We start from the raw sequence: 24,236 nt of genomic DNA, 5'->3' as shown, positions 1-24,236 counted from the left end.
ATAATAAGCGAAATTGAAGCAGTTGATTGAGTATGGGAACTTATTTACGGGCGATGACCCAGATTGCATGAACCAGCCCGGGAATGTAACCACATAATGTGAGAACAATATTCAACCAGAAATGCATTCCCAACCCGACCTGTAACAAGACGCCAACAGGTGGCAGGAGAACAGCAAGAATAATTCGGAGAATATCCGCAACGACTGATTGATTAGGTGCAACCTGGTGTTCGACATGAGTAGACATTGAATTGATCCTTTCAAAATGGGGCCTGAAAATCAGGTTATCTATTTCAGGATCTAATATGCACTTCTCATACCAAAACAGATCAAGGGTTCTCTACCTGGGGAACAGCAGGGAGTTACGACAATGGAGGATCTCGACGTGGACGATCAGCGAACAAGATGCCAGCTCAGCGATCAATGAGGAAGTAAGACAGATTACCTGTAAATCCGACAAGTGAGATCAGAGTTCTGATCGCCATTTCGTCAATTCACTGGTGAGACGTTCAATTTCCAATTCCAAGGCAGGAATTGCATCGGGGACCCCTTGCAAATCTCCCTGAAGCCCCATCTCTTCGATCACCTTCGCAGCTCCTGCTGCCGCATCTGCATTAAAGTTGGCGCAGAGCCCTTTAAGACTATGTGCTGCACGCGCGAGTTCATCTGCATCTCCCGACTGATTCTGTTTCGAGATCTCTTGAACCAAGCCAGGTGCATCCTCAAAAAAATATCCGACCATCGAGTTCAGTAGATCGGGATCATTCCCCACACGGTCCAGTGCAGCCTTCATATCCATTACAGGCTGAGTTGAAACTATACCTGAGGAATCAGCTAGAGTCTGTTCCGATTTCCTGCCTGATGGATCAGCAGGGGAGCCTGACTCTTCTCTGGTAATCGTAGAGTTAAGATTAGACTGGCGCGGGTATTTTGACGCCAGACGCTCCAGCAGCCTGATGAGCTTGGGGGCATCGATTGGCTTCGAGATATAATTATCCATCCCTGCAGAGATACACTTATCACGATCACCCCGCATAGCATAAGCAGTCATCGCGATAATCGGGATATGCTCATCGGACTCCTCTTCATATTCGCGAATCATTCTTGTCGCCTGCAGACCATCCATGGTTGGCATCTGCACATCCATTAATACGACGTCGAAGGTATCATTGCGTACCCATTCCACAGCCTCGCGTCCGTTATTGGCGATGACACACTGGTGCCCCCTCTTCTTGAGTATTGCTGTAATCACTTTCTGATTAGCAGGTGTATCTTCCGCTACCAGGATACGCAGTGACTGTTTGGTCTCGCTAATCTGCACAACACCATTTCTCTCGAGTTGTGGTCCTTTTAATGCGGTCATAATGGCATCTAGTAAATCAGACTGGGAAATTGGCTTTTCCAGAAATGCCGAGATATCGAGCCCCTGACACCGCTCTCCGAATATCTGATGATCTGCTGATGAAAGCATCAAAATAGTGGCCGTATCAAGCAGCCCCTCTTCCCGAGCTTTCTCAAGCAGCATAAAACCATCGGTTTCGGGCATCAGCGCATCAACGATTACCAGAGGATACTCTGTCTCAGTTTCCTGGATTGAGTTGAGATGTTGTAATGCTTCTTTCGCGGATTCTACAGGGGTGGGAGACATTGACCAGTTAGACAACATTTCCTCTAAAATAAGACGATTCGTCTGGTTGTCGTCTACCACCAGTACGGGAAGATCTTTTAACTCAGATACGCGCGACTTCTCTCCTGAGAATTCTATTTCTTCCGGATCAGCAACCGGGAATACGACCTGAAATGAAAACCGGCTACCTTGTCCCAGATCACTTTTCAGTTTCATCTGGCCTTTCATGAGGCTGATTAGTTCGTGACAAATTGCCAGTCCCAAGCCAGTTCCTGAATAATGTCTGGTTGTAGAAGCATCCGCTTGAGCAAATGGAGCAAAGATCCGCTCTTGATCTTCCGGTGCAATACCGATGCCGGTATCCGACACACTGAATTCCAGAAGTACTTGTTTTTCAGTATGTTTGCCGATGATCGGTTCAATCGCAGATCGACCATCTGCAGGAGAATAGACTGATTCTTCGATAAACTTGACATCAACAACGACTTCACCCTGTTCGGTAAATTTTATCGCGTTACCTGCCAGGTTAGTTAAAATCTGTCTCAACCTGACCGGATCTCCTATGACGCGCGCCGGCACACGCCGATCAATGCGACAGATTACCTCCAGCCCTTTTTCACAGGCGCGGAGAGAGAGCGTTTTGATTGCCTCATCAATAAGTTCTCTCAAATTGAAGGCAACGGGCTCCAGCTCAAAGCGACCCGCCTCAAGTCGTGAGAAATCCAGAATGTCATTTACCAGAAGCAACAGTGAGTCGGCGGAGTCTTTTGCTGTCTGCAGGTAGTCCCGTTTTAACGGAGTTAAGTCTTCCTGAAGAGTCAGTTCAAGCATTCCCAGAATCGCGTTCATGGGTGTCCTCAGCTCGTGACTGACGTTTGCCAGAAACTCACTTTGTGTGCGGGTTGCCTGCTCTGCTTCATCGCGTGCCTTGCTGAGCTCCTCTTCTCGTCGTCGGCGTGCAGTGATATCTCGCTCAATGGCCGAAGTTCCTACAATCTGGTTATCCATTCCACGGATTGGTGAAACGGATATGGAAACATCGATGATCGAACCATCTTTTCTCACCCGTCGTGTCTGAAATTGATCGAGGCGACGTCCCGTCTTCATTGCTTCCAGAATCTCTGATTCCTCACGAGCCATCCCGGGGGGCAATAAAACTGACACTGTCTCGCCGATAACTTCATCCGCCAGCCAGCCATAAATTTCTTCAGCACCTTTATTCCAGGAAGTGATTGTGCCATCGGGCGCCTTGCCGATGATGGCGTCTCCTGAAGACTCTACGATCGCGGCCAGTCGAGTCCGTTCTTCCTGCCATTGCACACGTTCAATAACATGGCGGATCAGGTTTCCTACGCCACGTGCCAGTGCCAATAGATTCAGATCAGGGGTTGTCAGCCGCGTATTAAAGAATTCTACGACTGCAATAACCTCGCCATCGAGTTTCACGGGAAATCCAAATGCAGAGCGGACCCCCAGTGACGAGAAGTCGCGAGGGGAGTGAAGCGATTGATCATGCTCAATATCTGTAATCCAGACCGGTTCACCGCGTTGCCAGACTTGTCCGGGCAAATCCTCGCCACGTGAAATACTGAGCTGCTGGGAGGCCTCATCCAGCGATCGAAAATTATCTCGATTGGAAAAATGCCAGATCCGCGAAGAAACGAGTTGGGTTCCATTTTGATTCATGAGGAATGCATGCCCGACAGGCCAGCCGGAAATTTCGCCGAGATTAGCGACACAGATTCTTAAGGCATCTTCCAGTGCATCAATGGTCGATGAAGCAAAACTGGCCTGTTGCAGAAGCGCAGCCTCAAGCTTTTCCCGTGCAATTAACTGTTCCGCTTCTTTGCGATCCGAGACATCACGAACAAAAGCATTAAATATCGTCTGCTCTTTCCAGTCGACTTTGGTAACCATCAGTTCCACAGGAAACTCGTGACCATTCCGCCTGAGAGCGGTTAGCTCCAGCTTCTGGTTGATGACTCGCCCCTTGCCTGTCGATTTAAAAAGTCTCAGACCGTCGAGGTGTTGCAGACGATACTGCTCCGGAATGATCAGATCAACCAGAGGATTCCCCACTGCTTCATCGTAAGACCAGCCAAAGATCTCTTCCGCACGTCGATTCCAGTCAACTACCAGCCCTTCCATATCCATCGTAATGACAGCATCCAGAGCAGAATCGATAATCTTCTGCAATTGTTCATCAGAAGCCCAGAGTGCTGAATTGGGGACATTCTCATTCGACGAGGAAGGAACCATGCGTAGCTTATACTTTCATAGCATTTTTCGATTGATTCAAAACGATAAACCAGGGAAGTGGACTTCAAATGAAGTTATCAAATTCCAGACGCATATTCTACTAAATTGGTGAGGTGAAGTTGAAATGGATCATCTTCAGACATTTATCAGTCGAGAAGCCTGCTTAGATTCTAAAAGATGAGTTGTGTTGACTATGAAAGTGCGAATTGAAGACTTTGAATTTTTACACTGAAATTTTAAGGGGAGGCAGCAGGCTCAGTTTCCTCTGTGTCAGATACATTTTCACTTGCTGACTGGCCCTGAGCCCCCTGATGAATCAACTCCTGACTTTTACTTGTCGCCTTATTCACAAGCTTTTCTCCCTGCTCTACTGCAGATTCAGTATCCTGCTTAATTTTCTCCTTGTGAATTGTGAAGCTGGCTTTCTCCCCGCTATCATTAAATGAAATCCAGCCCCCAAAGGCCATCGCAACTACAGCTACGATGATCAAGATAATTACAGTTGAATTTCGCACAGCTCTTTTCTCCTGGCCTCTCACTACTACCGGGAACTACACTACCGGGAACTACCATAGCGCACGAACCGACGACACATTCGTAAACATGCCGTCGGTTGAGTGCTCCAGCAGATTATTAATCGACTGTTTTAAATACCTGTTCAGGAACTAGTCAGTCGGAACCCGTCGACCGGTCAACAAACTGAAAATCGCCAGCACGAGGAAGATGAAGAAGCAGATTTTAGCTGCACCATAGGCCATGCCACCAACCAGTCCAAACCCAAACAGTCCCGCAATCAGTGCAATAATCAGAAACATCAATGCCCAACTTAACATGGTGATACCCTTTCAGAATCCAGGCCAATTTTCGAAACCAGAATTTTGCTTCTGATCCGGTTAGGCTCTCCGCTTAATCTGCCGGTGCCAACCGACCAGGTAAAATTCCTGGCTCAGATAATTTACTTTTCACATTTTCAATCGCGTTGTTGCGATAAATGTTGAATAAGCAAGTGCTATGCCAGAGTTAGTCCACAAAACAATTTTCCACTTAAGTCCCTAATTTGCAGTCGGTTAACCTCATGCAATTTTAGACTGTCTGTTGAATAGAGTATGTGGAGAGCGAGAAAGCGGTCGATAATCGATCTGTTCAATGGATATCGTGATTGGTCAGCGACCACCGCTTTTGAAAGGGGAGTAATCAGGCTGCTTGAGAATTTAACAGCCTTATCAGAACCTGCGCCAGGTCTCATTGAAGTCAATCTGCTTATGGCAGGAGTTAACTGCCATTCTCATCAATGCTGACTGTCTTCTCGAGGGAAATTCCAAATTGCGCGATACGATCACGAATTTTGCCTCGCGTGATCCCCAAGATCTCTGCAGCGCGGGTCTGATTTCCCCCTGTTTCATTTAGAACACGGGTTAAGAGATAACGCTCCATCGTTTCCAGAGTCTCGCTGTACAGGTCTTTGGTTTGCGCTGCAAGCCTCTGATCGACAAACAGTTGAAGATCTGAGAGCGGCAATGCCGGGTCTTCGTCCAGGGGATCTTCTGATTGGAAAACTTCGGGAGTTGATCTAAATTGACTGGATACTTCATCAGGAAGAAAAGAGGGAACGATTACCGGACTGGTGCTGTTCAAGAGAGATTGACGCACTACGCTCTGCAATTCACGCACATTCCCTGGCCAGCGATATTGTAACAACTGGTCCAGGGCTTCAGAGGAAATCCCCTCAATCTCGGTCCGCCCCATTTCGTAACACGCTTCGTTGAGATAGTGTTCAACCAGCAAAGCGATGTCGTTTCCTCGTAGCCGGAGAGGAGGTAGCGAGATAGTCATTCCATTCAGACGATAAAAGAGGTCTTCTCGAAACGTGCCGTCTTTCACCATCTGTTCCAGGTTTCGATTAGTTGCAGCAATAATACGTACGTCTGTTTCAATCGTCTTATTGCCACCTACGCGTTCGAACTTCTGTTCCTGCAACAGCCGCAGTACTTTCCCCTGGGTGAGCTGTGACATGTCCCCCACTTCATCCAGAAAGATTGTACCGCCATTACATTGCTCAAATTTACCAATTCGCTGTCGATCAGCGCCTGTAAAAGCTCCTTTTTCATAGCCAAAAAGTTCGCTTTCCAGCAGAGTTTCTGTCAGAGCTGCGCAGTTTACCGCCATAAAGCATTCCTCAGAGCGAGGGCTATGCTGGTAAATGGCTCTGGCGACGAGCTCTTTCCCGGTACCACTTTCACCACGAATCAGTACATTAACATTTTCCGAGGCGACACGTCCGATGGACTTGAAGACTTCCAGCATCTGTGGACTGCGACCGACAAACTGATCTCCGCTACTCCGTTTCTTTCCTCCCACAGGCAGGGCCACAGGAATATTCATCAATCGCCTGTTTTCGATCGCTTTCAAAACCAGATCGTTCAGCTTGGGAAGATCCAATGGTTTAGGCAGATAGTCAAACGCTCCCAGCTGCATTGCTTCAATCGCAACATTGCTTTCACTGGAAGAGGTAATGAAGAGCACTGGCAGCCTGCGATCCAACTCACGAATTTCTCGAAACACATCCAGTCCGGACACGACCGGCAGCATGATATCAAGCAGTACCACTTCCGGAGAACCAGTTTTGATTGCCTCAAGCGCTTCCTGAGCAGTACCTGCCTGGATGATATCAACGTTAATTTTACTCAGAGAACTGCGTACCATCTCGCGGATAGTACGATCATCATCAACCACTAGTGCTTCTGGCATCTTTTATTATTCCATTGTCAGCAAGAATGATGGGGATCGATTTGAACAAAATACGGATGGACTCAGTATTTATTAAATCCAGTCAGCCCTAGCCCTGCTTTTCTAATGACTAAAGTGTTGTCTGGCCCATATTTCAGGGAATGAATTCCCATCTCTCGAGACCAGAAAGCCTCACAGAGGATCCATTTCAGCTGAAATTTAAAACCATTATAGCACTCTTTTGTCCGAATCAAATAGTTGGGCTCATCCTTGTGTAGTATGAATTACTTTTCAGTCCTGTACTGAAGCGTGAGGTGAGCCTAGACAAGACAATCAAATTGAGATCTGTCTAATACTAAACTTTAGTGGATTGACTCACGACTCAGTCTTGTTAGACTGGGAATAGAGAAGATTTGTCCAAAAGACACATCATAAGCAGGCCTATGACAGCCCTGCAGCGCATTACATTACTGCGCTGCAGGGCTTTTTTTATCGCTCGACCGGTCCATCTCAAATCTGGCTGTTCTTCAAGCAGTCCGGTTTGCCAGCAGTCGATAGAACAAAATTTAAATTAGTTTTGCGCAGGCAAACGGAACACATCAGGAATTATTTTTAAATCCTGATATCTCTAAAAAACAGCGAGAATCCTCTATGGAATCCAAACATACTCATGTGCCACCCAATGATTTGACCAGATTTGGCACGCCATCTGCTTTCCGACTACAGGTAGAGTCAGGAAAGGAGACACAAATGTTTCGCAGTACCAATGAACTTAATGGATATCACGTGCTGGCCACAGACGGCGAGTGCGGTACCGTTAAAGACTTTCTTTTTGATGATGAGTCTAATATCGTCCGTTATCTTGTAATCGACACGGGAAACTGGCTGCCGGGGCGAAAAGTACTGGTTTCCCCAGTAGCCATTGATCAGCCAAATCTTGATACACGTGAATTGCCAACAGTCTTATCCAAGGAGAATATCGAAACTTCTCCGGCGTTGGAGGACGACCTTCCTGTGTCCCGGCAGAAGGAAGTCGCACTCTCGTCTCACTTCAACTGGCCTATGTATTGGGGGCATTCCGACTCCGGTCTGGATCATCACTCATCTCAAACACAGGTTGTGGAGTTGGACGGAAACCCTCACCTACGTAGCGTAAAAGAGGTTATTGGTTATCACATTCAGTGTATGGAAGGAACGTTAGGCCATATAGATGATCTGATTGTAGATACCGAAAGCTGGACCATGCGGTATCTGGTGATCGATACTCAAAACTGGTTGCCTGGCAAAAAAGTAATTATCGCATTCGACTGGATCACGCATTTTACGTGGGAGGATAAAAAAGCTCACGTCGATCTGACAGAAGAACAGGTTAGTGATGCGCCAGTTTATGATCCGCGACTACCTGTCAACCGCGCTTATGAAGTTCAGCTTTATGACTTTTATGGAAGACCCACTTACTGGTGATTCTAACTGCGTCTGAATGCTTGTAAGCAACTTTTGCTTAACCCCTGTGTGCTCGAGTGGCTACCACTGCGCGCATCGAAACTGAGGCATCTACATTTAGAAGGATGAATCTCATGAAAATTTCAATTTTTAAAATTAGTTTAAACACATTGGCTCTGATGCTGATGGTTTACTCATCATTCACCCTGGCCGGGTGTGAACAAAAAGAAAAAGTTCTGGATGTGGAAACCCCATCCGGCGAGCTCGAAATCGAGCGAGACAAAAGTGATGGCTCGGTTGGAGTCGAGCTCAATAAAAAAGAATAGGAAGGTGACTCGTTCTTAATCGGCGAAGTATGTATTTCGCCAGATGTTTCAAAAATTAGAAATTGGAGGAATTTGAGATGAATAGTGACACTCTACAAGGAAAATGGAAACAGATCAAAGGTCAGGCCAAACGGAAATGGGGAGAACTGACTGATGATGAACTCGACCAGATTGATGGAAAACGAGATGAACTGGTCGGCAAAATCCAAGAGCACTACGGCATCGCAAAAGATGAAGCCGAGGAGCAGGTAAACCAATTTGAATCGTCATGTCACTGCTGATGCATGGCGGGCCATATCAAAAACAGCAGTGATCCTGTCGGGGTACACTTTCCACCTGGCTGATATTTAATACGAACTAAGCCTGGAAAGTTGTTCTCCGACAGTAGGGCCATTTTAACTGAATTGGTTTCAGAGATTTCGAGTACTCCGAGATCAGCTCAGTACCAGGTTAGTCCAGGGAGAAATATCATGAAGCCCGTCACAGTGATCACTGGAGCGATCGCCATCATTATCGGATCAGTTTTATTGACCGGAAGTGGCCACGCTCAGAATAAATCCAATTTCCCGAAAGTGGACCATTCGGACAGTCAAGGAAAGATCAGTAAACCACTTACGAAAGACTGCACATTCCTCAGGGCCGGATCAGTTTTAAATAAAGGTATTACGAATCTGAAACAACAGGATATTGGAGAGATCAATGATTTTGTTCTCGATTCAAAGAACGGCAAAATCCGATACGCTGCGGTAACCTATGGCGGTTTTCTGGGGTTCGGAAATAAAATGTTTGCCGTCCCCTTCGAGGCATTAACAGTTTTGCCGAATAATAATTGCAAACAAGATCATCGATTTCTGCTGGAAGTGAGTCAGGAACAGCTTGATGGAGCAGCAGGATTTAAGCAGGATCACTGGCCAGATTTTGCAGACCAGGAATTCCTCAAAAAACTTGATCTTCGCTACAAGGTCCATCGTGATCAGGAAGTACCACCATCAAATGCGGTCATCCGGGCCAATCAGCTTTTAAACTTAAAAGTTCTAAATGCAGAAGATCATCAAATTGGCAAAGTGGAAGAGATCATTCTAGATACGGCTCATCGCAAAGCACGTTATATTATTGCCTCTCTGAATGATCATACCACCAATGGAAACAAGCTTTTTGCAGTTCCTTTCCAGGCGTTACAGGTGAAGTCCAACTTGAAAAATGATAATCAGCAGAATCTGGTACTGAAGATGTCTAATCACCAGCTCACGAAGATTCAGGGATTTGACCGGGATCACTGGCCGGATTTTACAGATCCTGTCTACCGGAAATCTCTCATCGAACAGTTCCTGTTTGTTAAAAAACAAAAAGACCAGGGTATGAAAGTGGGCATTGATAGCTGAATCAAGTCCACAACTGAACCAGACAATCTGGTTTAGAAACTGACGCTGCAGCCGTCGATTTGTCGACTGCAGCGTTTTTTTTACTGTCACAACTCCAAACCAGCACCTTAGAATATTATTTATAGAAATTGACGCTAAACCGATCTGCCAATAAATGAAAATAGACACGGCAGGCTAATCCTTCTGAGGAGTTCTTCCAACTTATGAGAGCACGTCTGGCAAATTTATGGGATTCCTTTCGCAGCAGTTTCTGGTTTGTCCCTTCAATTATGTCATTATTCGCAATTGCACTTGCAATGGGGACATGTCAGCTGGATGAGATGATTGCCAGCTCTAACAGAGAACTGAGTTGGTTTTCAACCACAGCAGAAGCAGCTCGGTCTACTCTTTCCTCAGTGGCAGGTGCCACGATTGCACTGGCCGGCGTCGTCTTTTCAATCACGGTTTTAACTCTGTCGATTGCTTCCTCACAGTTCGGCTCAAGACTCGTGCGTAACGTCATGAGCGACAGTATCGCAGACCTTGTCATCGGTCAGTATGTGGGAACGAGCCTGTATTGCATGCTCGTGCTTCAGACCGTTCGCGAAGGTAAAAATGGTACGGATGTCTTCACTCCACAGTTGGGTACGGCCGTTGGATTAATTCTGGGATTAATCTGTATGGGGATGTTAATCCTGTTTATCCACCATGTTGCGACAGCCATTCAGGCTCCCACAATCGTCACTGCGGTAGCACGCGACCTGGATCTCGCCGTAGATCGACTATTTCCGGAACGGATCGGTGAACGTCCCGATGAAGAAGAATCCAGACTCAGCATTGAGGACCTTCGTGCAGAGTTAAGCGATAACAACATTACAGTCGCATCTCAAGCGGAAGGTTATATCGAGGGAATTGATGGTGAAAGCCTGGTTTCCCTGGCATGTGAAGTTGAAGGCGTCGTTGAGCTTCTATGCAAACCGGGGGACTTCGTGACTCGGGAAAAGCTGCTGGCCCGGATCTGGTTGCCACGGGATACAGAAAAGACGGAGGACATGACTACATCTTATATCAATTCGGTGAATCGCGTCATTATTGTCGGCCCTCGACGAACTCCGCGTCAGGATGTGGGATATGCCGCTCGCGAACTGGTTGAGATTGCACTGCGAGCCCTGTCACCAGGCATTAACGATCCTTTTACAGCGATGAGCTGTATCGACAGACTCGGAGGGGCATTGGGACGTCTGGTTGAACGGTCAGTACCGGTGCGGATTCGTCGCGACGATGATTCAGTCGCGAGGGTTCTGATCACAGAGGCAGATGATTTTCCCGAAGTATTGATTCAGTCATTTGGACAGATTCGTGAATATGGTGCCAGCAGCACTGCCGTCTCTCTGACTATACTGAAAGCACTGACTGAAATCACCAATCATGCCAGTCGCCCTGACGATATTCATGCCATCCGTGGTGAAGCTGAAGCACTCCAGACTGCGTACGTCGACCAGCATATTGTAAAACAAGATCTTGAAACTTTCCGTTCAAAGTATCGGCAGTTATCGGAAATCCTGGATCAGGACAAGCAGTCATGAAACTTGAAGATGCCAGCACACTTTGACTGAAGCACTTAAAAGGAAACAAAACTATGGGAATCTTTGAACTGCTCATATTGCTGATTGTCGCTGCCATTTGTGGAGGCATAGGACAATCTCTGGCAGGTTACTCTCGCGGGGGTTGCCTGACATCGATCGCACTCGGTTTCATTGGTGCCTTACTGGGAAGTTGGATGTCGAAGGGGCTGGGATTACCGGAATTACTGACGGTTCAATTTGGCGATCAACCGTTTCCGATTCTATGGTCAATTATCGGGGCCTCGCTTTTTGTAGCTGTGCTCAGCCTGATCTCATTTCGAGGTAAATGAGGATCAGGAAAACAACTTACTTAAGATCGATGGCATCTTCTGCGTGGATGACAGCCTGCGCCATTTCAATCAAGCGAATTCGTTTGCGCGATGCCATTTTCTGCAACCTTTTGAAGGCTTCCCCTTCATCCAGACCTGCAGATTTCATCAGAATTCCCTTAGCTTGTTCGATAGTTTTCCGATCTACCAGGGCCGTACGTAAATCATGATTTTCTTTACGAAGTTCCGCAAATTCCTGAGCGCGGCGATGAACCAGCAGAATAGCTGGTGCCAGATCAACAGTCCGAATTGGTTCCACCAGCCAGGCCATGATATGATCCAGTGCCGCAGTCTCTACCAGTTCCAGATCACTTTTGGGAGTGACGATGATTCCGGGTACCGGAGTTTCTGAGCCGATGAGTGTCAGTGCCCGGATCCCATCAAGGTCCGGCATCCTGACACCACTTATCACCAGATCGGGTCGGTGGGACTCACTAAATTTTACCAGCGCCTCGCCTGTTTCAACAGTATCGACCACTTTATGACCGAGCGTTAAAACCGCGTTATTGATAATTGACAGAGTTTTTTGATTACTATGTGCAATGAGAATCTGAAGAGATTCCATGATCATTACTGTGAATCCTGCTTTTATGGCCCGCTAAACAGTAAGTTCATTCAGACTATGATTGGAACTAGAGCATATTAGAGCAGAACATCTAATTAGAAGCCATACCCGACGAATTAAATTTAAAATTTGCCGCTGAGACAGCCTGAAATCTAACCTGATATTACTCACAATACTGTTCATTTTTAATGAAACGGCATTTCAGTTGCACTTAATTTATTCTGACTTCGATTACTCTTGACGGAACGAAAAACTAGTCTCAACCTGTAGAAGAGAATGATATACTGCAGACAGAGGCTCCAGCTGAAATGGATGGAAAGACAGTCCAGAAATGAAAAAAAAAGTTCTACTTATCGTCATCGATGCCCTGGCAACACGTGTTGTCCAACCCGCACTGGAACAGGGCTGGCTTCCGAATCTGTCCAAGTTGACAGATCAGGGAGTATTTCGCTCGGAATGTACTTCCATTTTCCCCTCGATCACGCCCGCTGCAACCTGCACGATAGCCACAGGAGCATACCCGTTTGAACACGGAATTTCCGGCGCCTACTGGTATGACCGGACCAAGGATGAAGTTGCCTTTTTTGGATCCGACCTGACAGCCATCATGAACGAGGGGATGGGAGAGTATCTCAACGATTTTCAGATCAAACTGAATATGGAACGCCTTCTGGTCCCCACGATCTTTGAGCTGATAGAACAGCATGGCTCGTTGTCCGATGCAGTCATCAATTATATGTGGTATCGAGGTACTGTTACACACGAAACCACAACACCACTATTGCTAAAACTGGCACCGGGCGTGGAACTGGCCGAAAGTATGCAGGGTCCCCATACAATGTTTTTGGGTGATTTTGTCTCTACTGCCCTCTATGGATCCCTGCCCTCTGCTCGCGGTGGAGTCTCCTATCGATTTGGATTTCACGACGATACCACGGCTGACTACCTGCTCGCTCTGAGCGAGCAGAAGTGTTTCTCGGATTTCACTCTGGCCTATTTCCCCAATAATGATTTTGTCAGTCATGAGAAAGGTCCGACTTACGCAGTCGACATTCTCCAGGCTATTGATGAAACTCTGGGCTCCCTGATCGAATCTGAGGGCGGAATCACGCGTTTTCTGGAAGAATTTGCCATCCTGATCACAGGTGATCATTCGCAAAGCGATCTGGATGCTGACTCTGGAGTTGACCTGAATGAAGTTCTTCAGGAGTTTCAACTTGTGACAGCGGGTAAACCCTGGAGTAACTCTGAAGAATTAATGGTCTGTCCTAACATGCGATCTGCCCAGATCTATTTGCAGTCCGGAATCTGGGAGCATCGACGTGATGTGATTCAATGTCTGCTGAAGTGCCTGGATATCGATCAAGTCATCTGGTGTGATGATGACCATGGACTAAACGGAAGTAAACAGCCAGGCTTCCACGTCGTTACCAGTGACCGGGGGCAACTGGTATTCAAGCCAGCTGTAAAGAAGAAACGAGATGGAGTGGACTGCTATGGGACCCCCTGGCTCTGGGAAGGCAATCTGGAAGCCGTTGATGCTAAAGTCGATTCCGACGGTTTGATCACATTTGAAACGTACCCCAATGCCTTTGAGCGAATTGCAACATGCTTCTCACAGCAGACTGGAAATATATGGATTACTGCCCGACTCGGGAAGGAGTTTTGTCTGCCAGATCTGAAATGTAACCCCTCTGGTTCACACGGATCCTTGCACTGCCTGGACTCGACGGCTCCCTTGATAGCCGCCGGTTTGCCTTCTGACTTTGAATTACCAGAGCACCTTCGGTTAACTGATGTTACTCCCATCTGTCTACAAATACTGGGAGTCGAGTCATTTAGAAAGCCGGGGGCAAGTGCGATCTTAGAACCATACCCCCGGCAAGATTAAATTTTTTGAACGAGCCCCTGTTTGGGATAGCCCTCAAAGCGAAGAGTCATTCTTACCAGGGCTTAAGCTTCCAGCCCAGAATAAACCCTACTCCGAAGCACCATAGAGCTGCAGTGCCGGGTTTCTGGCGGGCGTAAGCCGAAACGTATTCAATGAAATCGTCAGAGGGATTTAATGGCTCACCTTGCCTGGGTAACTCGCCGGTGACCGGAGAACGATTCTGATTATAGTCTGAAGCATTTTGAGTTTTGGTGGCGTTCATATTCATAATGTCTATCCTTAACTAAAGCGTAATACAGACTTCTGCATCACCTGGTTGACGTCTGATGATAACACTGCTTCTCAGAAAGAATTTTCTTTATCCACTGCGTATTACTGCGTAGCTCGTCTCGAGTTCGTTTGAAATATCCCAGACTGTGGACCAGCCCATTTCGGGCCAGATAGAAAAGTAATCCAGCCCCAGCCAACGACAACAGAGCCATAATCAGACAACTCCCCGCCAGACTGAGACTGGTGACCTCACTAAGCCACCAGGACATGCCAAACAACATCACGGGAAAGGCGCCAACGATCAAGCCTAAACCCAGGCAGAGCAGGATTAAAGGGTAGATAGATTTGCGCAGGGCATCGCGGGAATCAATGGTTAAAAGTTCAATCTGGAGTTCACTAAGTGAAATCAAATCTGCTATCAGATCGCCGAATCCACCTCTTATATCTGGCGACTGATTATTCATGCTGTTACGTATCATCGCTTCACCAGCCATCCCAGGAGGAATCCTGTAGCAATACCTACATTGAGTGCAATTGCTGGATGTTTGGAAATCTGTCGACGAATAGCTGAATCTGCACCATTTAAGGCAGAATCATTATCAACTGGATTACCGGATCTCCACGTAGTTGATGTAACATCTCTCAATGGATGTTTTGATAATCTGGAATCATACAACTGATATTTTAACATTTGTAACGCCCTCAATTTAATCTCTATCGCCCATAATTCTGCTGAAATGCTCACCTGCCCCGTTAGAACTGCTTTCCGAGTCGGCAAAGGAACTTGCTGGCTCTTGTGATGCAATACCATTGGCAAAATGGTGCATTAACTGTGCGGTAGCTGCTTTTACAAGCAATCGGGTTACAAACGAGGCAACTGTCTGTAGCCCCCCTCTGGAAGCATGTTTCCGAGGCTGATTCTCGACAACCAGCCGGTTCTTACGGGCCAGTTTTTCGATCGTTTCAGCATCGGGGCTCTGGATCTCTAGCCTTTTAGGCACAAGCAGATAACCAATTAACGCTGCACCTCCCAGACTCATCCAAGGATAGTTCCTGATATAATACTGCCAGTCAGAAAGGGTCGCAGCACTTTGCTTGATTTGATGCACATCGCCATCAAGCTCATTCCGCAACCGCTTCATGGAGTGGCTGATCTCTTCCGCACTGCGACCTGGCCCCCCGTGATTCATCACTCCCCCCTCAGTTAAAGCTTACAGTCTGCGACTAGTTTCGTGCCTCAGGATCTGAAATGACTTTTTAACGAACTGGGAAAGATCTCAGACAAGGAATCTTTAACTTGATTACCAACCCGTTCAGCGATACCAGGTTCATGATAGAGATATCTGGTTGATTCCCTGAAGAGGGCGCCCAGTAACAGACCTGCTCCAAGACCTGCGCCTAAACCAATAAAAACTGATTTTACGGGCTGTTCTTCAACATACTGGCACATACCGGAAGCAGACTCCTGCTCAACTTTGTCGGTTACGGACTTCGCTCTCTGCTGTGAGCGTATCTCAAGATCATCGTATTGATGAATCATCCTTACCTCCTGATGTCAATTGGATGGTTTGACTACTGCATAGGACCGTGGTTCTTAACGACGCCAGACCAGACTCACAATAACTCCTGCGATCAGACCAGTCCCAAAAGCAACCGCAACCGATTCTACTGGATTTTTTCTCAGAGTCTGTTCCGCCTGCTGGTACCCTTTGTGCATGGATTCATTTAAGTGCTCATATTGTGCGCGAGCCGCTTCGGAGGCATGCTGAAACTGTTCTTTAGTTTTATCGACCGTGTTCTCAAAGTTTTCCCCCAGCTTTTCGGTAGCACGGGCAGCTGACTTGGACATATCGTCGACGATACAATCCAGCTCCTGTCGAATTTCAGTAGAAGCCTGTCCGGTTTTTTGTTGGATTTTTCCCACCAACTGATCAGTCTCTCCTTCGACTCCATCCAGATCGTGAGGGCTCAGTTGATTCCAGTGTTTTTCAATCTGACCTCTCAATTCATTCCAATGACCGCGTATTTCTTCTCGAGTAACCATATCTCGCTCCTTAGAATTGTAATCAAATTCTGCTGAACTGTTTTCTTGAAACAATATCCTGAATTCAAAGTGTCGCAAGTGGTGTGCCATAGTCCGAAAAGTAATGAATACGTCCATTGAGTATCATCTCTATTTACAGATACGGACTGAATTTGCAGTGGTCTTCTGCCAGATAGCGTGTCTCCCTCTTACATGAGAATGCAAAACAAGTCTTCACCGAATTCATGGAGAATTGGTCGCCTGTAAGCCAGATTGTCTCTAGATCGATCAATCTTCATGTTGAAACTCCCTCAATCAGCCAGAAACCAGGCTTTTCGTCCGTACATGTATCCTGTTTATCAGGAAACATCCATTCCTTAAGGTACTTAGCTTTAAAGCTGGGCAGCACTTAGCTCTACTCCGCAATCCATTTACAGTAGATCTGTTGAAGGCGAGCGATTAGGAATGCGATGTGCTTCTAACAATAAAAAGGTCTGCAATCGGATGGTCTGCTGAATTCGATACTGACGTCGATTCGGCATATTCCCTGATTATCCCCTCAGAATGTACTCCAGGCTCCGGAGCGACAAAGTTATCTGCCTTATAACAGGAGAAACAGAATGAGTGGTAAGATGGACTGCTTTGGTTTATCCAAGATCGGTTCTCGTCAGACCGTTAATCAGGATCAGTTTCTGATAGCAGATCTGGAGAAATCAATGCGGTTACACGCAAACAGCCTGAGCCTGGATAATTACTCCCGTTTATATGGAAACTCGTTAGCCAAATTATTACTGGTCTCAGATGGTATGGGAGATTCAGGAACTGGCGAGTTCGCAAGTCGACTCGTTTCCGATGATCTGATTCGCTATTTTTTAAACGAAATGCCCTGGTTTCTAGAGTGTGATTCAGAGGCAGCTCTTCAGATCCAACAAGAATGCCTTAACGCAGTTCGACTGTGTCAGGAACGAATTGAGTCTGATATCAAGGAACTTCCTGAGCGGCTGGGAATGGAAGTGACACTGACTCTGGGATACCTCATCTGGCCTGTACTTAACATTGTGCACGTGGGTCACAATCGCTGCTATCTCTACCGAGACTCTCATCTAACACGGATCACGCAGGATCACAACCTCACCGAACGGTTAGTTAACCGGGGAGCTTTGGGGGTGGGAGAAATCCCCGAGGTCTGGCAGGAAATGCCTTACAATGTAATCGGAGGAGATCCCAATGGAGAAATCAATCCGCAAATAACCCAAACAGAGATGAAAACGGGAGACACGCTGCTTCTCTGCACTGATGGCCTCACCAGACAGGTTCCTGAAAGTTCACTAACAGAAATTCTAAGCGGGGGCTTAATGGCCGATGAAACCTGTATTCAATTGATCAATCAGGCTCAGGACTGCGATGGGACAGACAACATGACGGTCATCGTTGCTCGATTTCTCGATATGGGTGACCAGGAGGTTGCAATGAGTGGAGAACTCAAGATGAAAACGGATATCGACAGCAAGGCTAAGCACCAGCACCAGCACCAGCAACAGCAACAGCAACAGCAACAGCAGAATCAGGGAATTTTAGAGACGCCTGCAGTTAGTGAGCCAGGGCCACAACAACCATGATCAATAAGTCTGCTATCATTAGGGCTGTCTCTTTCCGTTACCGTGAACGTGATAATGATGACATTGGAGACAGCTCTGGATTTTAGTCGTTTGATTATGACAGGTGGCACAGGACTTGCGACTGACCGAAATCCACTGGTACAGACCTGTTGTGGATCGTCGACAATTTCCCAGGAGATACCTGCTTTGTCTCTCGTGAAGAATTGAGATCTCAAAACGGATGTGAAATCGGTTCCCGTCGAATCCAGTGAATGACAGCTTTCACATCGCTGACGTCCGCCCAGACCATCAACGCGGACGTCGCCACTGTTCATTCCAGCAATCAGCAATTCGGAAGCAACACCGCTTTTGGGATCAGTTCCATCCAGCGGCTGCACGGGTATCACAATACCTATAACACTTCCTTTCATGTACAGGCATCGTTTCCCCACGAAGGTGCAACCACCGCTTCTGGACAGGGGGAGTTGCTGTTCAGCCAGATCTCACTGACACCACATCACTCCAATGATCTGGTTTACTTCAATGCCTTTCTGGCAATAGACCAGTTTACATCTCCCGCGCGAGGGACACTGGCTGGGGGGCCGTTGGGACAAGTGGGAATTTTGTATGCCGCATCAGGCCTCGGTCAATACGGAGCTGCGTTGAGTAACCAGGCAACGAATGCCGCGGGTGGAAGCCTGGGATATCAGTTGTTTTACGATAAAACCAGACAGCAGCTGATATTTGAAATCGGGGGCCGTAAGAATACGGAAGGGCCCAACAATGGTGCGATTGCTGGTGGGATCCGTTATCAGAAAGCGATCGGACAGCACTGGATCATGCTGCTGGACAGCTTTGTTTCCAAACAGGAATCCCGGGGCGTCGGTTCCGGAGCCCGAGTTGAATTTCTGGCAAAGTTCTAAATGTTATCCGTCAAACAGCTTGAATCATTCGTAAGAGTTACGGATCGCCTCTCGTCTGCTCATTGCCCCCCGAGGCCTGTGGGATTGTTGTAATCCCTCTCTTCGAATCTGAGACGCGACTTGTTGTTTCGGGAAGCATTCGACTAGAATCAGGCCTCAGATTAAACAGTTACTATTCGGGAGGACAGATTTTTGTTGGAAGAGCAGGAAGACCTCCAGGAATTTCTGGAACGGCTGAAAGAAAATCCGGAGGGTGTTTTAGCGAACGAATATGACCGCTACCGCGATCGGTTATGGCGAATTGTCAATTTTCGTCTCGATCATCGTCTGCTCGGACGTGTTGATGCAGATGATATTCTGCAGGAAGCCTACCTGGATGCTGCCACCCGGATTGAACATTATCTTAACGATCCGGCCACAACGTTTTTTATCTGGCTGCGGACCATCGTCGGTCAGACATTGATCGACGTACATCGTCGGCATCTTGGTGCACAAAAGCGTGATGTCCGCCGCGAAGCGAAGCAGAAACGACGAGTCTTTTCTGCTTCGACCTCGTTTCAGATCGCAGATGTTCTCCTGGGAGATTTAACTTCCCCCAGTCAGGCAGCCCTCAAAGAAGAGCTGGCCCAACAGTTACATGAAGCCCTGGAAAGTATGAACGAAATCGACCGGGAGATTCTGGTCCTGAGACATTTTGAAGAACTGTCCAATCTGGAGGCTTCCGAAGTACTCGAAATCGAACCTAAGACAGCCAGCATGAGATATTTCAGAGCATTAACCAGATTGCGCTCCATTCTGGTACAAATACCCGGTATTATTGAATGATCAGACTATCTTTATCTGTCTCATCGTAGATGGTAATCGACAGGACATTGGGCAATGCTATCCCCCGAATCAGATCGCTCGATTAAGAACCTGAGGCCTCCCGGACCAGCAGACCTGGAACAGCTGGCGGAAGAGTTTATTGCGCGGATCCGACTGGGTGAGCATCCCACGGTAGCGGAATATCGTCATCAATATCCCGAGCTCTCCGCTGAAATTGAAGAGTTCTTTCCCGCGATCGCAGCACTGGAAGGGGGTAAGTATGCAGAGCCCGCTCCCAGCAAAGTCTCGTTAGGTGCTTCGGTTCCCGAGCAATTAGGGGATTTTCAAATTGTCCGGGAAATCGGTCGTGGAGGTATGGGCGTTGTCTATGAGGCCATCCAGCAATCATTGAATCGACGGGTTGCCTTAAAATTACTCCCGCGACATCTGCTGCTGGATGAAAAACAGCTTAAACGCTTTCAACGTGAAGCCGAACTGACAGCTTCTCTGCACCATACCAACATTGTTCCCGTCTATGGTGTCGGTGAGAATGGCGGCTTTCATTATTACGTTATGCAACTGATCGAAGGTATCGGCCTGGATGAACTGACTCAGAAAATTGTCGCTACAGTTGCCGGTAGAGGTCTCAAAACGAACAAGTCTCCTGGTGCGACGATCTCACTTAGCGGTGAGGAAACAGTCATCTGTTCTTCCAGTGACAGCGGTTCGAATGACTTAACACTTAAAACGGAAAACAAAGTCGCTGACCTGGAATTCGAAAAATATGTTGATTCTCCCTACAAAATCGCTGCTCTGGGAATTCAAGTTGCAAGCGCACTGCAATATGCACATGACCGTGGAATACTGCACCGGGATATTAAGCCCGGCAATCTGCTTCTGGATTATGACGGCCTGCTCTGTATCACAGACTTCGGTCTGGCGCGGGTCGCAGAACAGAATGATCTGAGTAAATCCACAGACATCGCCGGCACACTGGGCTATATGGCCCCCGAAATGTTTCGCGGAGACACCTGCCGCCAGAGTGACATTTATGGACTGGGAATCACTCTCTACGAACTGTTGACCCGGCAATTTGCGATTGAACGCACCAGCCGCCATGAGATGATCGAGAAGATCACGCAGGGCGCGATCACCTCCCTGCGCCGTATCGATCCAACCATCCCCCGTGATCTGGAAACGATTATTCTCAAAGCCATCGCTCCCGATACAAAACACCGTTATCAGAAAGCGAGTGAGCTGGCAGAGGATCTTAATCTCTTCCTGGAGAACCGTCCCATTCGCGCCAGACGAGTCCATCTACTGGAACACCTCTGGCGCTGGAGCTGTCGGAATCCAGCAATTGCCAGTCTCTCCGGGATCGCATTCAGTTTACTGCTTCTGCTGGGTGTGACACTGGCTGTCGGATTTGAACGAGAACGTCGCGAGAGGAAAAAGGCAGAAGCTTCAGCGCAACTGGCCACGGCCACCCTCGACCGTGTCTTCGACCGCTTTGTACCGAGTCGGATTCATTCTTCTGAAACGACCAGCGCTCCCGCGGATTACTCTGAGCCAGTGCTCTCCCGCGAATCCGCAGATCTTCTTGCGGGCATGATTCCATTCTACGAGGAGCTGGCAAAGTCGACTGGATCGCAACAGGAATTTCGACTCAAAGCGGCCAACGCGCAGCATAAAGTCGGCGATATCCATCGACGGCTGGGTGATTTCCAGGCTGCTCTGGCTGCCTATCAGAGATCGCTGGAACTATACCAGCAGGATTTTAGTGAAGCTAAAACGTTGACGATCGCGACTCTATATAATGAAATTGGTCGAATTCACAGTCATCTGGACCAGCTTTCCGAATCCAAAACGTCTCACGAAACTGCTCGCAAATTACTGGAGACAGCGATCGCACAAAACCAGGATCAGTCTGACCTGCGTTTTGAACTGGCACGTACGTACTTTTTAAATGCCCGCCAATCCCGCCCCGAGGCAATCCAAAGCGGTAACTATCGGAGTCCCAAACGACGTCTCAAGCCTGATCAGAACCCCAACGCGGCTCAATTACAGCAGGCCATCGACATTCTGGAACAGTTGATTGCCTCAGACCAGACCCGACCCGAATATCGCTATCTGCTGGCACTCTGTCTCCAGGAACAGATTCCGGACCAGATTCCTCAATCAGAATCGGACCGTCTCAAGCAGGCACGCATATACAGCATTCTGGAAAATCTGGTTAAAGAGCACCCTAACATCTCCGACTATCGGCATGCCCTGGTGAAATCCTATGAACGTGTCGAACTTCGCAATGCCCATGCAAGCGATATCACCGAGACAGTGATTTCACGTTTAAAGAACGCCATTCAACATGCGACTCAACTGGTCACTGATTCTCCAACCATTCCCGAGTACAAAATCTCGCTGATTCATTCGCACAATAAACTGGCACATGCGATGGATATTCTCACGAGAAATCATTCACCGGAAATTGATACTCGTCAGTCTCATGATACGGCAGAACTGTCTCTGCGAACGGCACTGCGATTACAAAAAGAACTGGCAGAACAGTTTCCTGAATCAGCAGAGCACAATCAGTGGCTGGCTAAATTTGAACTCGAACTGGCGATGATCGTCGGCAAGAAAGGAAACACCGAGGAAGCGATCACGCTTTATAAGCATGCACTCCAGATTCTGGAACCCGCCTGGAAAAAACAGCCTGGTCCTCCCAAACAGCTGGCTGGGATCATCGACGCCTCTGAGGAACTGGCACTGCTCTACCATCAGACCGGCTCTGATGTCGACAGCTGGCTGATGTGGAATAAGTTCGATGAATATGAGAAAGAATTCGAGCAGCAGTTTCCCGAATTGAATCTGGATAATTTTCGAGAGAATCATCCTGAGCCGAATCGTGGCGGCCCTGGACCAGGCCCAGGCAGACCCGGTCACGGTCCACCTCATGAACGTCGCCCTCCTCGGGCGGGCGGCCCCGGTCAAAACAATGGCCGACGTCCGCCTCGTTAGAACTTTCCTAACCTGACGAATCTTTTGACTTACCCCAGAAGCGGGACCATTTCCCCCACATAGTGGACCGTCGACTCAAGCGACGCCGCACGCTTTTCCCATTGAGAAAACGTACCAGATCAATGCTTAACTCGTCTGCTGACTGATACCGCTGGGCGACAGGGGAGATGCAGTTCAAGATGATGTTTTCAAAATCTGTTGGAATATCTTTAACCAGTTCACAGGGTCTTGCGGGTTCCGAATGCATGATCAGTTCAATCAACTCACTGCTGCTTCGGGCACTAAAAGCCGGGATACCTGTCACTAATTCGTAAAGAGTCATTCCCAGAGAGTACAAATCACTCTGTTCGTTGACTACGCCATTTAAGCGATCAGGAGACTGATTGCGTAAGGTCAGAGTCTGCTGTTGTTTCAATGCCCCTTCTGCAAACTGAGGGAGGGCGAACCCGGTCAACCAACAGTCCCAGTCTGCATTCACCAGAACATTCTCCGGGCGAAAATCATTGTGCAATACCCCATGATTGTGAGCGTAGCGTAACGCATTAGATAACTGAAGTGCGATCGACGCCGATACCCGCCAGCGATCAATGTCTAATGCATGTGTTACAGCCTGTATCTGTCGCATATTTTGCTGTGATTCATCCCGGTCCCCCGTTAAAGACGAAGCAGAACCAGAGAAACAGGCGATTACCTGATTGAGACCAATTCCCTGTACCTGCTGCAGCACAGCGTAAGAATAACCCTGGTCTTCTCCGGTACTGTAGATGGATATAATATTTTTATGCTGCAAGCGAAATGTCAGATGGGCTTCCCGTTTGAACCGGTCCCGCCAGCGCGGCGTCAATTCCGATTTCCAGGGCATCAACTTTACAGCCACCGGTCGTCTTTGTGCTCCCTGCACTGCCTCGAAAAACAGGGCGGTGCGACTGCGACTCATCTCGCGAATCAACTTGCAGTTTCCAAGTTGCCTCAGCTTCAGACAATCAGCTGACTGCTGTTTAAGACAGTCGATTTCCTGATTCCCCTTCCATTCTTCCATCGCAATCAGAACAGGAAAACTCTCCCGGATTTCTGTAGCATATTCTGGATAGCTATCGGCATAGTCATCGATCGAGGGATTCAGCCAGCGACGATATTCATCCACAAATTGAGTTGCCAGTTCCTCAAGCGTACAGTATCCCGAGTGAGTCCCAGCAGTGCCGATTCTTTGCGTTAATAGCTCAGTATTCATGATGAACCTTCACGAGCGTCCGGAGTTGCTTTTTAGCCTCGATTCAAATCGGCCCATGATACGGGGATTCAAAGAATGAGACTGTGGGGCACAGATTCAGCCAAAACTAAGACATTGAAATGGCTTATCTGCTTTCTGGCAGGTCACTTATGACACACAAGTGGGGAGAAAACAAGATCATAAGCGGGCCCGTAGAGCTGATAACGCTCTGACAGT

The 24,236-nt window shown here is 47.8% G+C and carries 23 protein-coding genes; 11 read left to right on the top strand and 12 right to left on the bottom strand.

The genetic code is table 11. The annotated features are described in order from the left end of the window. Positions 1-40 precede the first annotated feature (40 nt). The 5 genes from RID21_RS05035 to RID21_RS05015 form a co-directional block, all read right to left on the bottom strand. Positions 41-247, bottom strand: coding sequence for a YqaE/Pmp3 family membrane protein (locus tag RID21_RS05035; RefSeq protein ID WP_350187464.1), 207 nt, complete (start codon positions 245-247; stop codon positions 41-43). Between the two features lie 219 nt (positions 248-466). Then, positions 467-3,886, bottom strand: a complete 3,420-nt coding sequence (locus RID21_RS05030; RefSeq protein WP_350187463.1) for a PAS domain S-box protein — start codon at positions 3,884-3,886, stop codon at positions 467-469. 236 nt (positions 3,887-4,122) lie between these two features. Continuing rightward, complete coding sequence (locus RID21_RS05025) at positions 4,123-4,401, bottom strand: hypothetical protein (RefSeq protein ID WP_350187462.1); 279 nt, start codon at positions 4,399-4,401, stop codon at positions 4,123-4,125. Positions 4,402-4,551: 150 nt separating this feature from the next. Continuing rightward, positions 4,552-4,719 carry a DUF1328 domain-containing protein gene (locus RID21_RS05020; protein WP_145181643.1) on the bottom strand — a complete coding sequence of 56 codons (168 nt, stop codon included), beginning with the start codon at positions 4,717-4,719 and terminating at the stop codon, positions 4,552-4,554. A 439-nt stretch (positions 4,720-5,158) separates the two neighbouring features. Continuing rightward, positions 5,159-6,634, bottom strand: a complete 1,476-nt coding sequence (locus tag RID21_RS05015; protein WP_350187461.1) for a sigma-54-dependent transcriptional regulator — start codon at positions 6,632-6,634, stop codon at positions 5,159-5,161. Positions 6,635-7,363: 729 nt separating this feature from the next. On the opposite strand from RID21_RS05015, the gene RID21_RS05010 reads away from it, so the two are divergent. From RID21_RS05010 to RID21_RS04985, 6 genes are all read left to right on the top strand, one after another. Further along, positions 7,364-8,077, top strand: coding sequence for a PRC-barrel domain-containing protein (locus tag RID21_RS05010; protein ID WP_350187460.1), 714 nt, complete (start codon positions 7,364-7,366; stop codon positions 8,075-8,077). A gap of 113 nt (positions 8,078-8,190) precedes the next feature. Further along, positions 8,191-8,382, top strand: a complete 192-nt coding sequence (locus RID21_RS05005) for a hypothetical protein (RefSeq protein ID WP_350187459.1) — start codon at positions 8,191-8,193, stop codon at positions 8,380-8,382. 77 nt (positions 8,383-8,459) lie between these two features. Further along, positions 8,460-8,663, top strand: a complete 204-nt coding sequence (locus tag RID21_RS05000) for a CsbD family protein (RefSeq protein ID WP_350187458.1) — start codon at positions 8,460-8,462, stop codon at positions 8,661-8,663. 189 nt (positions 8,664-8,852) lie between these two features. Continuing rightward, positions 8,853-9,764: a PRC-barrel domain-containing protein gene (locus tag RID21_RS04995; protein WP_350187457.1), complete on the top strand. Its 912-nt coding sequence runs from the start codon at positions 8,853-8,855 to the stop codon at positions 9,762-9,764. Between the two features lie 203 nt (positions 9,765-9,967). Then, positions 9,968-11,329: a DUF2254 domain-containing protein gene (locus RID21_RS04990; RefSeq protein ID WP_350187456.1), complete on the top strand. Its 1,362-nt coding sequence runs from the start codon at positions 9,968-9,970 to the stop codon at positions 11,327-11,329. Between the two features lie 53 nt (positions 11,330-11,382). Next, positions 11,383-11,658: a GlsB/YeaQ/YmgE family stress response membrane protein gene (locus RID21_RS04985; RefSeq protein WP_145038191.1), complete on the top strand. Its 276-nt coding sequence runs from the start codon at positions 11,383-11,385 to the stop codon at positions 11,656-11,658. A gap of 16 nt (positions 11,659-11,674) precedes the next feature. Here the strand turns inward: RID21_RS04985 and RID21_RS04980 are convergent, their stop codons facing one another. Beyond that, complete coding sequence (locus tag RID21_RS04980) at positions 11,675-12,262, bottom strand: ANTAR domain-containing response regulator (RefSeq protein ID WP_350187768.1); 588 nt, start codon at positions 12,260-12,262, stop codon at positions 11,675-11,677. Between the two features lie 331 nt (positions 12,263-12,593). Between RID21_RS04980 and RID21_RS04975 the strand changes: the two genes are divergently transcribed. After that, complete coding sequence (locus RID21_RS04975; protein WP_350187455.1) at positions 12,594-14,153, top strand: alkaline phosphatase family protein; 1,560 nt, start codon at positions 12,594-12,596, stop codon at positions 14,151-14,153. A gap of 52 nt (positions 14,154-14,205) precedes the next feature. Here the strand turns inward: RID21_RS04975 and RID21_RS04970 are convergent, their stop codons facing one another. From RID21_RS04970 to RID21_RS04950, 5 genes are all read right to left on the bottom strand, one after another. Next, positions 14,206-14,421: a hypothetical protein gene (locus RID21_RS04970; protein ID WP_350187454.1), complete on the bottom strand. Its 216-nt coding sequence runs from the start codon at positions 14,419-14,421 to the stop codon at positions 14,206-14,208. A gap of 40 nt (positions 14,422-14,461) precedes the next feature. Next, on the bottom strand, positions 14,462-14,917 hold the full coding sequence (locus RID21_RS04965; protein WP_350187453.1) for a phage holin family protein: 456 nt from the start codon (positions 14,915-14,917) through the stop codon (positions 14,462-14,464). Positions 14,918-15,130: 213 nt separating this feature from the next. Then, positions 15,131-15,613, bottom strand: a complete 483-nt coding sequence (locus tag RID21_RS04960) for a hypothetical protein (protein ID WP_350187452.1) — start codon at positions 15,611-15,613, stop codon at positions 15,131-15,133. Positions 15,614-15,660: 47 nt separating this feature from the next. Then, the gene (locus RID21_RS04955) at positions 15,661-15,963 is read right to left on the bottom strand and encodes a hypothetical protein (protein ID WP_350187451.1); all 303 of its coding nucleotides are present in this window, start codon (positions 15,961-15,963) and stop codon (positions 15,661-15,663) included. A 54-nt stretch (positions 15,964-16,017) separates the two neighbouring features. Next, positions 16,018-16,584, bottom strand: a complete 567-nt coding sequence (locus RID21_RS04950; RefSeq protein WP_350187450.1) for a general stress protein CsbD — start codon at positions 16,582-16,584, stop codon at positions 16,018-16,020. Between the two features lie 482 nt (positions 16,585-17,066). Here RID21_RS04950 and RID21_RS04945 point away from each other — a divergent pair, with 482 nt between their 5' ends. The 4 genes from RID21_RS04945 to RID21_RS04930 all read left to right on the top strand — a co-directional run bounded on the left by RID21_RS04945 (position 17,067) and on the right by RID21_RS04930 (position 22,789). Further along, positions 17,067-18,065 (top strand): PP2C family protein-serine/threonine phosphatase, encoded by a 999-nt coding sequence (locus RID21_RS04945; protein ID WP_350187449.1) that lies wholly within the window; start codon positions 17,067-17,069, stop codon positions 18,063-18,065. 251 nt (positions 18,066-18,316) lie between these two features. Beyond that, a complete protein-coding gene (locus tag RID21_RS04940; RefSeq protein ID WP_350187448.1) occupies positions 18,317-18,967 on the top strand; it encodes a hypothetical protein in 651 nt (216 codons plus the stop codon). Positions 18,968-19,159: 192 nt separating this feature from the next. Beyond that, complete coding sequence (locus tag RID21_RS04935; RefSeq protein WP_350187447.1) at positions 19,160-19,792, top strand: sigma-70 family RNA polymerase sigma factor; 633 nt, start codon at positions 19,160-19,162, stop codon at positions 19,790-19,792. 54 nt (positions 19,793-19,846) lie between these two features. Beyond that, positions 19,847-22,789, top strand: a complete 2,943-nt coding sequence (locus RID21_RS04930) for a protein kinase domain-containing protein (RefSeq protein WP_350187446.1) — start codon at positions 19,847-19,849, stop codon at positions 22,787-22,789. Between the two features lie 7 nt (positions 22,790-22,796). On the opposite strand, the gene RID21_RS04925 is transcribed toward RID21_RS04930, so the two are convergent. After that, positions 22,797-24,020, bottom strand: a complete 1,224-nt coding sequence (locus tag RID21_RS04925) for a serine/threonine protein kinase (protein WP_350187445.1) — start codon at positions 24,018-24,020, stop codon at positions 22,797-22,799. Between the last annotated feature and the right edge of the window lie 216 nt (positions 24,021-24,236).

This window comes from Gimesia sp. (genome assembly GCF_040219335.1).
Classification (GTDB): Bacteria; Planctomycetota; Planctomycetia; order Planctomycetales; family Planctomycetaceae; genus Gimesia.
Note: the sequence above shows the minus strand (reverse complement) of the source record. Positions and strands in the feature narration are given on the sequence as shown.

Coding starts and splice junctions, on each gene's coding strand:
- RID21_RS05035 (WP_350187464.1), bottom strand. CDS start 247: ATGTCTACTCATGTCGAACACCAGGTTGCACCTAATCAATCAGTCGTT.
- RID21_RS05030 (WP_350187463.1), bottom strand. CDS start 3,886: ATGGTTCCTTCCTCGTCGAATGAGAATGTCCCCAATTCAGCACTCTGG.
- RID21_RS05020 (WP_145181643.1), bottom strand. CDS start 4,719: ATGTTAAGTTGGGCATTGATGTTTCTGATTATTGCACTGATTGCGGGA.
- RID21_RS05015 (WP_350187461.1), bottom strand. CDS start 6,634: ATGCCAGAAGCACTAGTGGTTGATGATGATCGTACTATCCGCGAGATG.
- RID21_RS05010 (WP_350187460.1), top strand. CDS start 7,364: ATGTTTCGCAGTACCAATGAACTTAATGGATATCACGTGCTGGCCACA.
- RID21_RS05005 (WP_350187459.1), top strand. CDS start 8,191: ATGAAAATTTCAATTTTTAAAATTAGTTTAAACACATTGGCTCTGATG.
- RID21_RS05000 (WP_350187458.1), top strand. CDS start 8,460: ATGAATAGTGACACTCTACAAGGAAAATGGAAACAGATCAAAGGTCAG.
- RID21_RS04995 (WP_350187457.1), top strand. CDS start 8,853: ATGAAGCCCGTCACAGTGATCACTGGAGCGATCGCCATCATTATCGGA.
- RID21_RS04990 (WP_350187456.1), top strand. CDS start 9,968: ATGAGAGCACGTCTGGCAAATTTATGGGATTCCTTTCGCAGCAGTTTC.
- RID21_RS04985 (WP_145038191.1), top strand. CDS start 11,383: ATGGGAATCTTTGAACTGCTCATATTGCTGATTGTCGCTGCCATTTGT.
- RID21_RS04980 (WP_350187768.1), bottom strand. CDS start 12,262: ATGGAATCTCTTCAGATTCTCATTGCACATAGTAATCAAAAAACTCTG.
- RID21_RS04975 (WP_350187455.1), top strand. CDS start 12,594: ATGAAAAAAAAAGTTCTACTTATCGTCATCGATGCCCTGGCAACACGT.
- RID21_RS04970 (WP_350187454.1), bottom strand. CDS start 14,421: ATGAATATGAACGCCACCAAAACTCAAAATGCTTCAGACTATAATCAG.
- RID21_RS04965 (WP_350187453.1), bottom strand. CDS start 14,917: ATGGCTGGTGAAGCGATGATACGTAACAGCATGAATAATCAGTCGCCA.
- RID21_RS04960 (WP_350187452.1), bottom strand. CDS start 15,613: ATGAATCACGGGGGGCCAGGTCGCAGTGCGGAAGAGATCAGCCACTCC.
- RID21_RS04955 (WP_350187451.1), bottom strand. CDS start 15,963: ATGATTCATCAATACGATGATCTTGAGATACGCTCACAGCAGAGAGCG.
- RID21_RS04950 (WP_350187450.1), bottom strand. CDS start 16,584: ATGGACGTATTCATTACTTTTCGGACTATGGCACACCACTTGCGACAC.
- RID21_RS04945 (WP_350187449.1), top strand. CDS start 17,067: ATGAGTGGTAAGATGGACTGCTTTGGTTTATCCAAGATCGGTTCTCGT.
- RID21_RS04940 (WP_350187448.1), top strand. CDS start 18,317: ATGACAGCTTTCACATCGCTGACGTCCGCCCAGACCATCAACGCGGAC.
- RID21_RS04930 (WP_350187446.1), top strand. CDS start 19,847: ATGCTATCCCCCGAATCAGATCGCTCGATTAAGAACCTGAGGCCTCCC.
- RID21_RS04925 (WP_350187445.1), bottom strand. CDS start 24,020: ATGAATACTGAGCTATTAACGCAAAGAATCGGCACTGCTGGGACTCAC.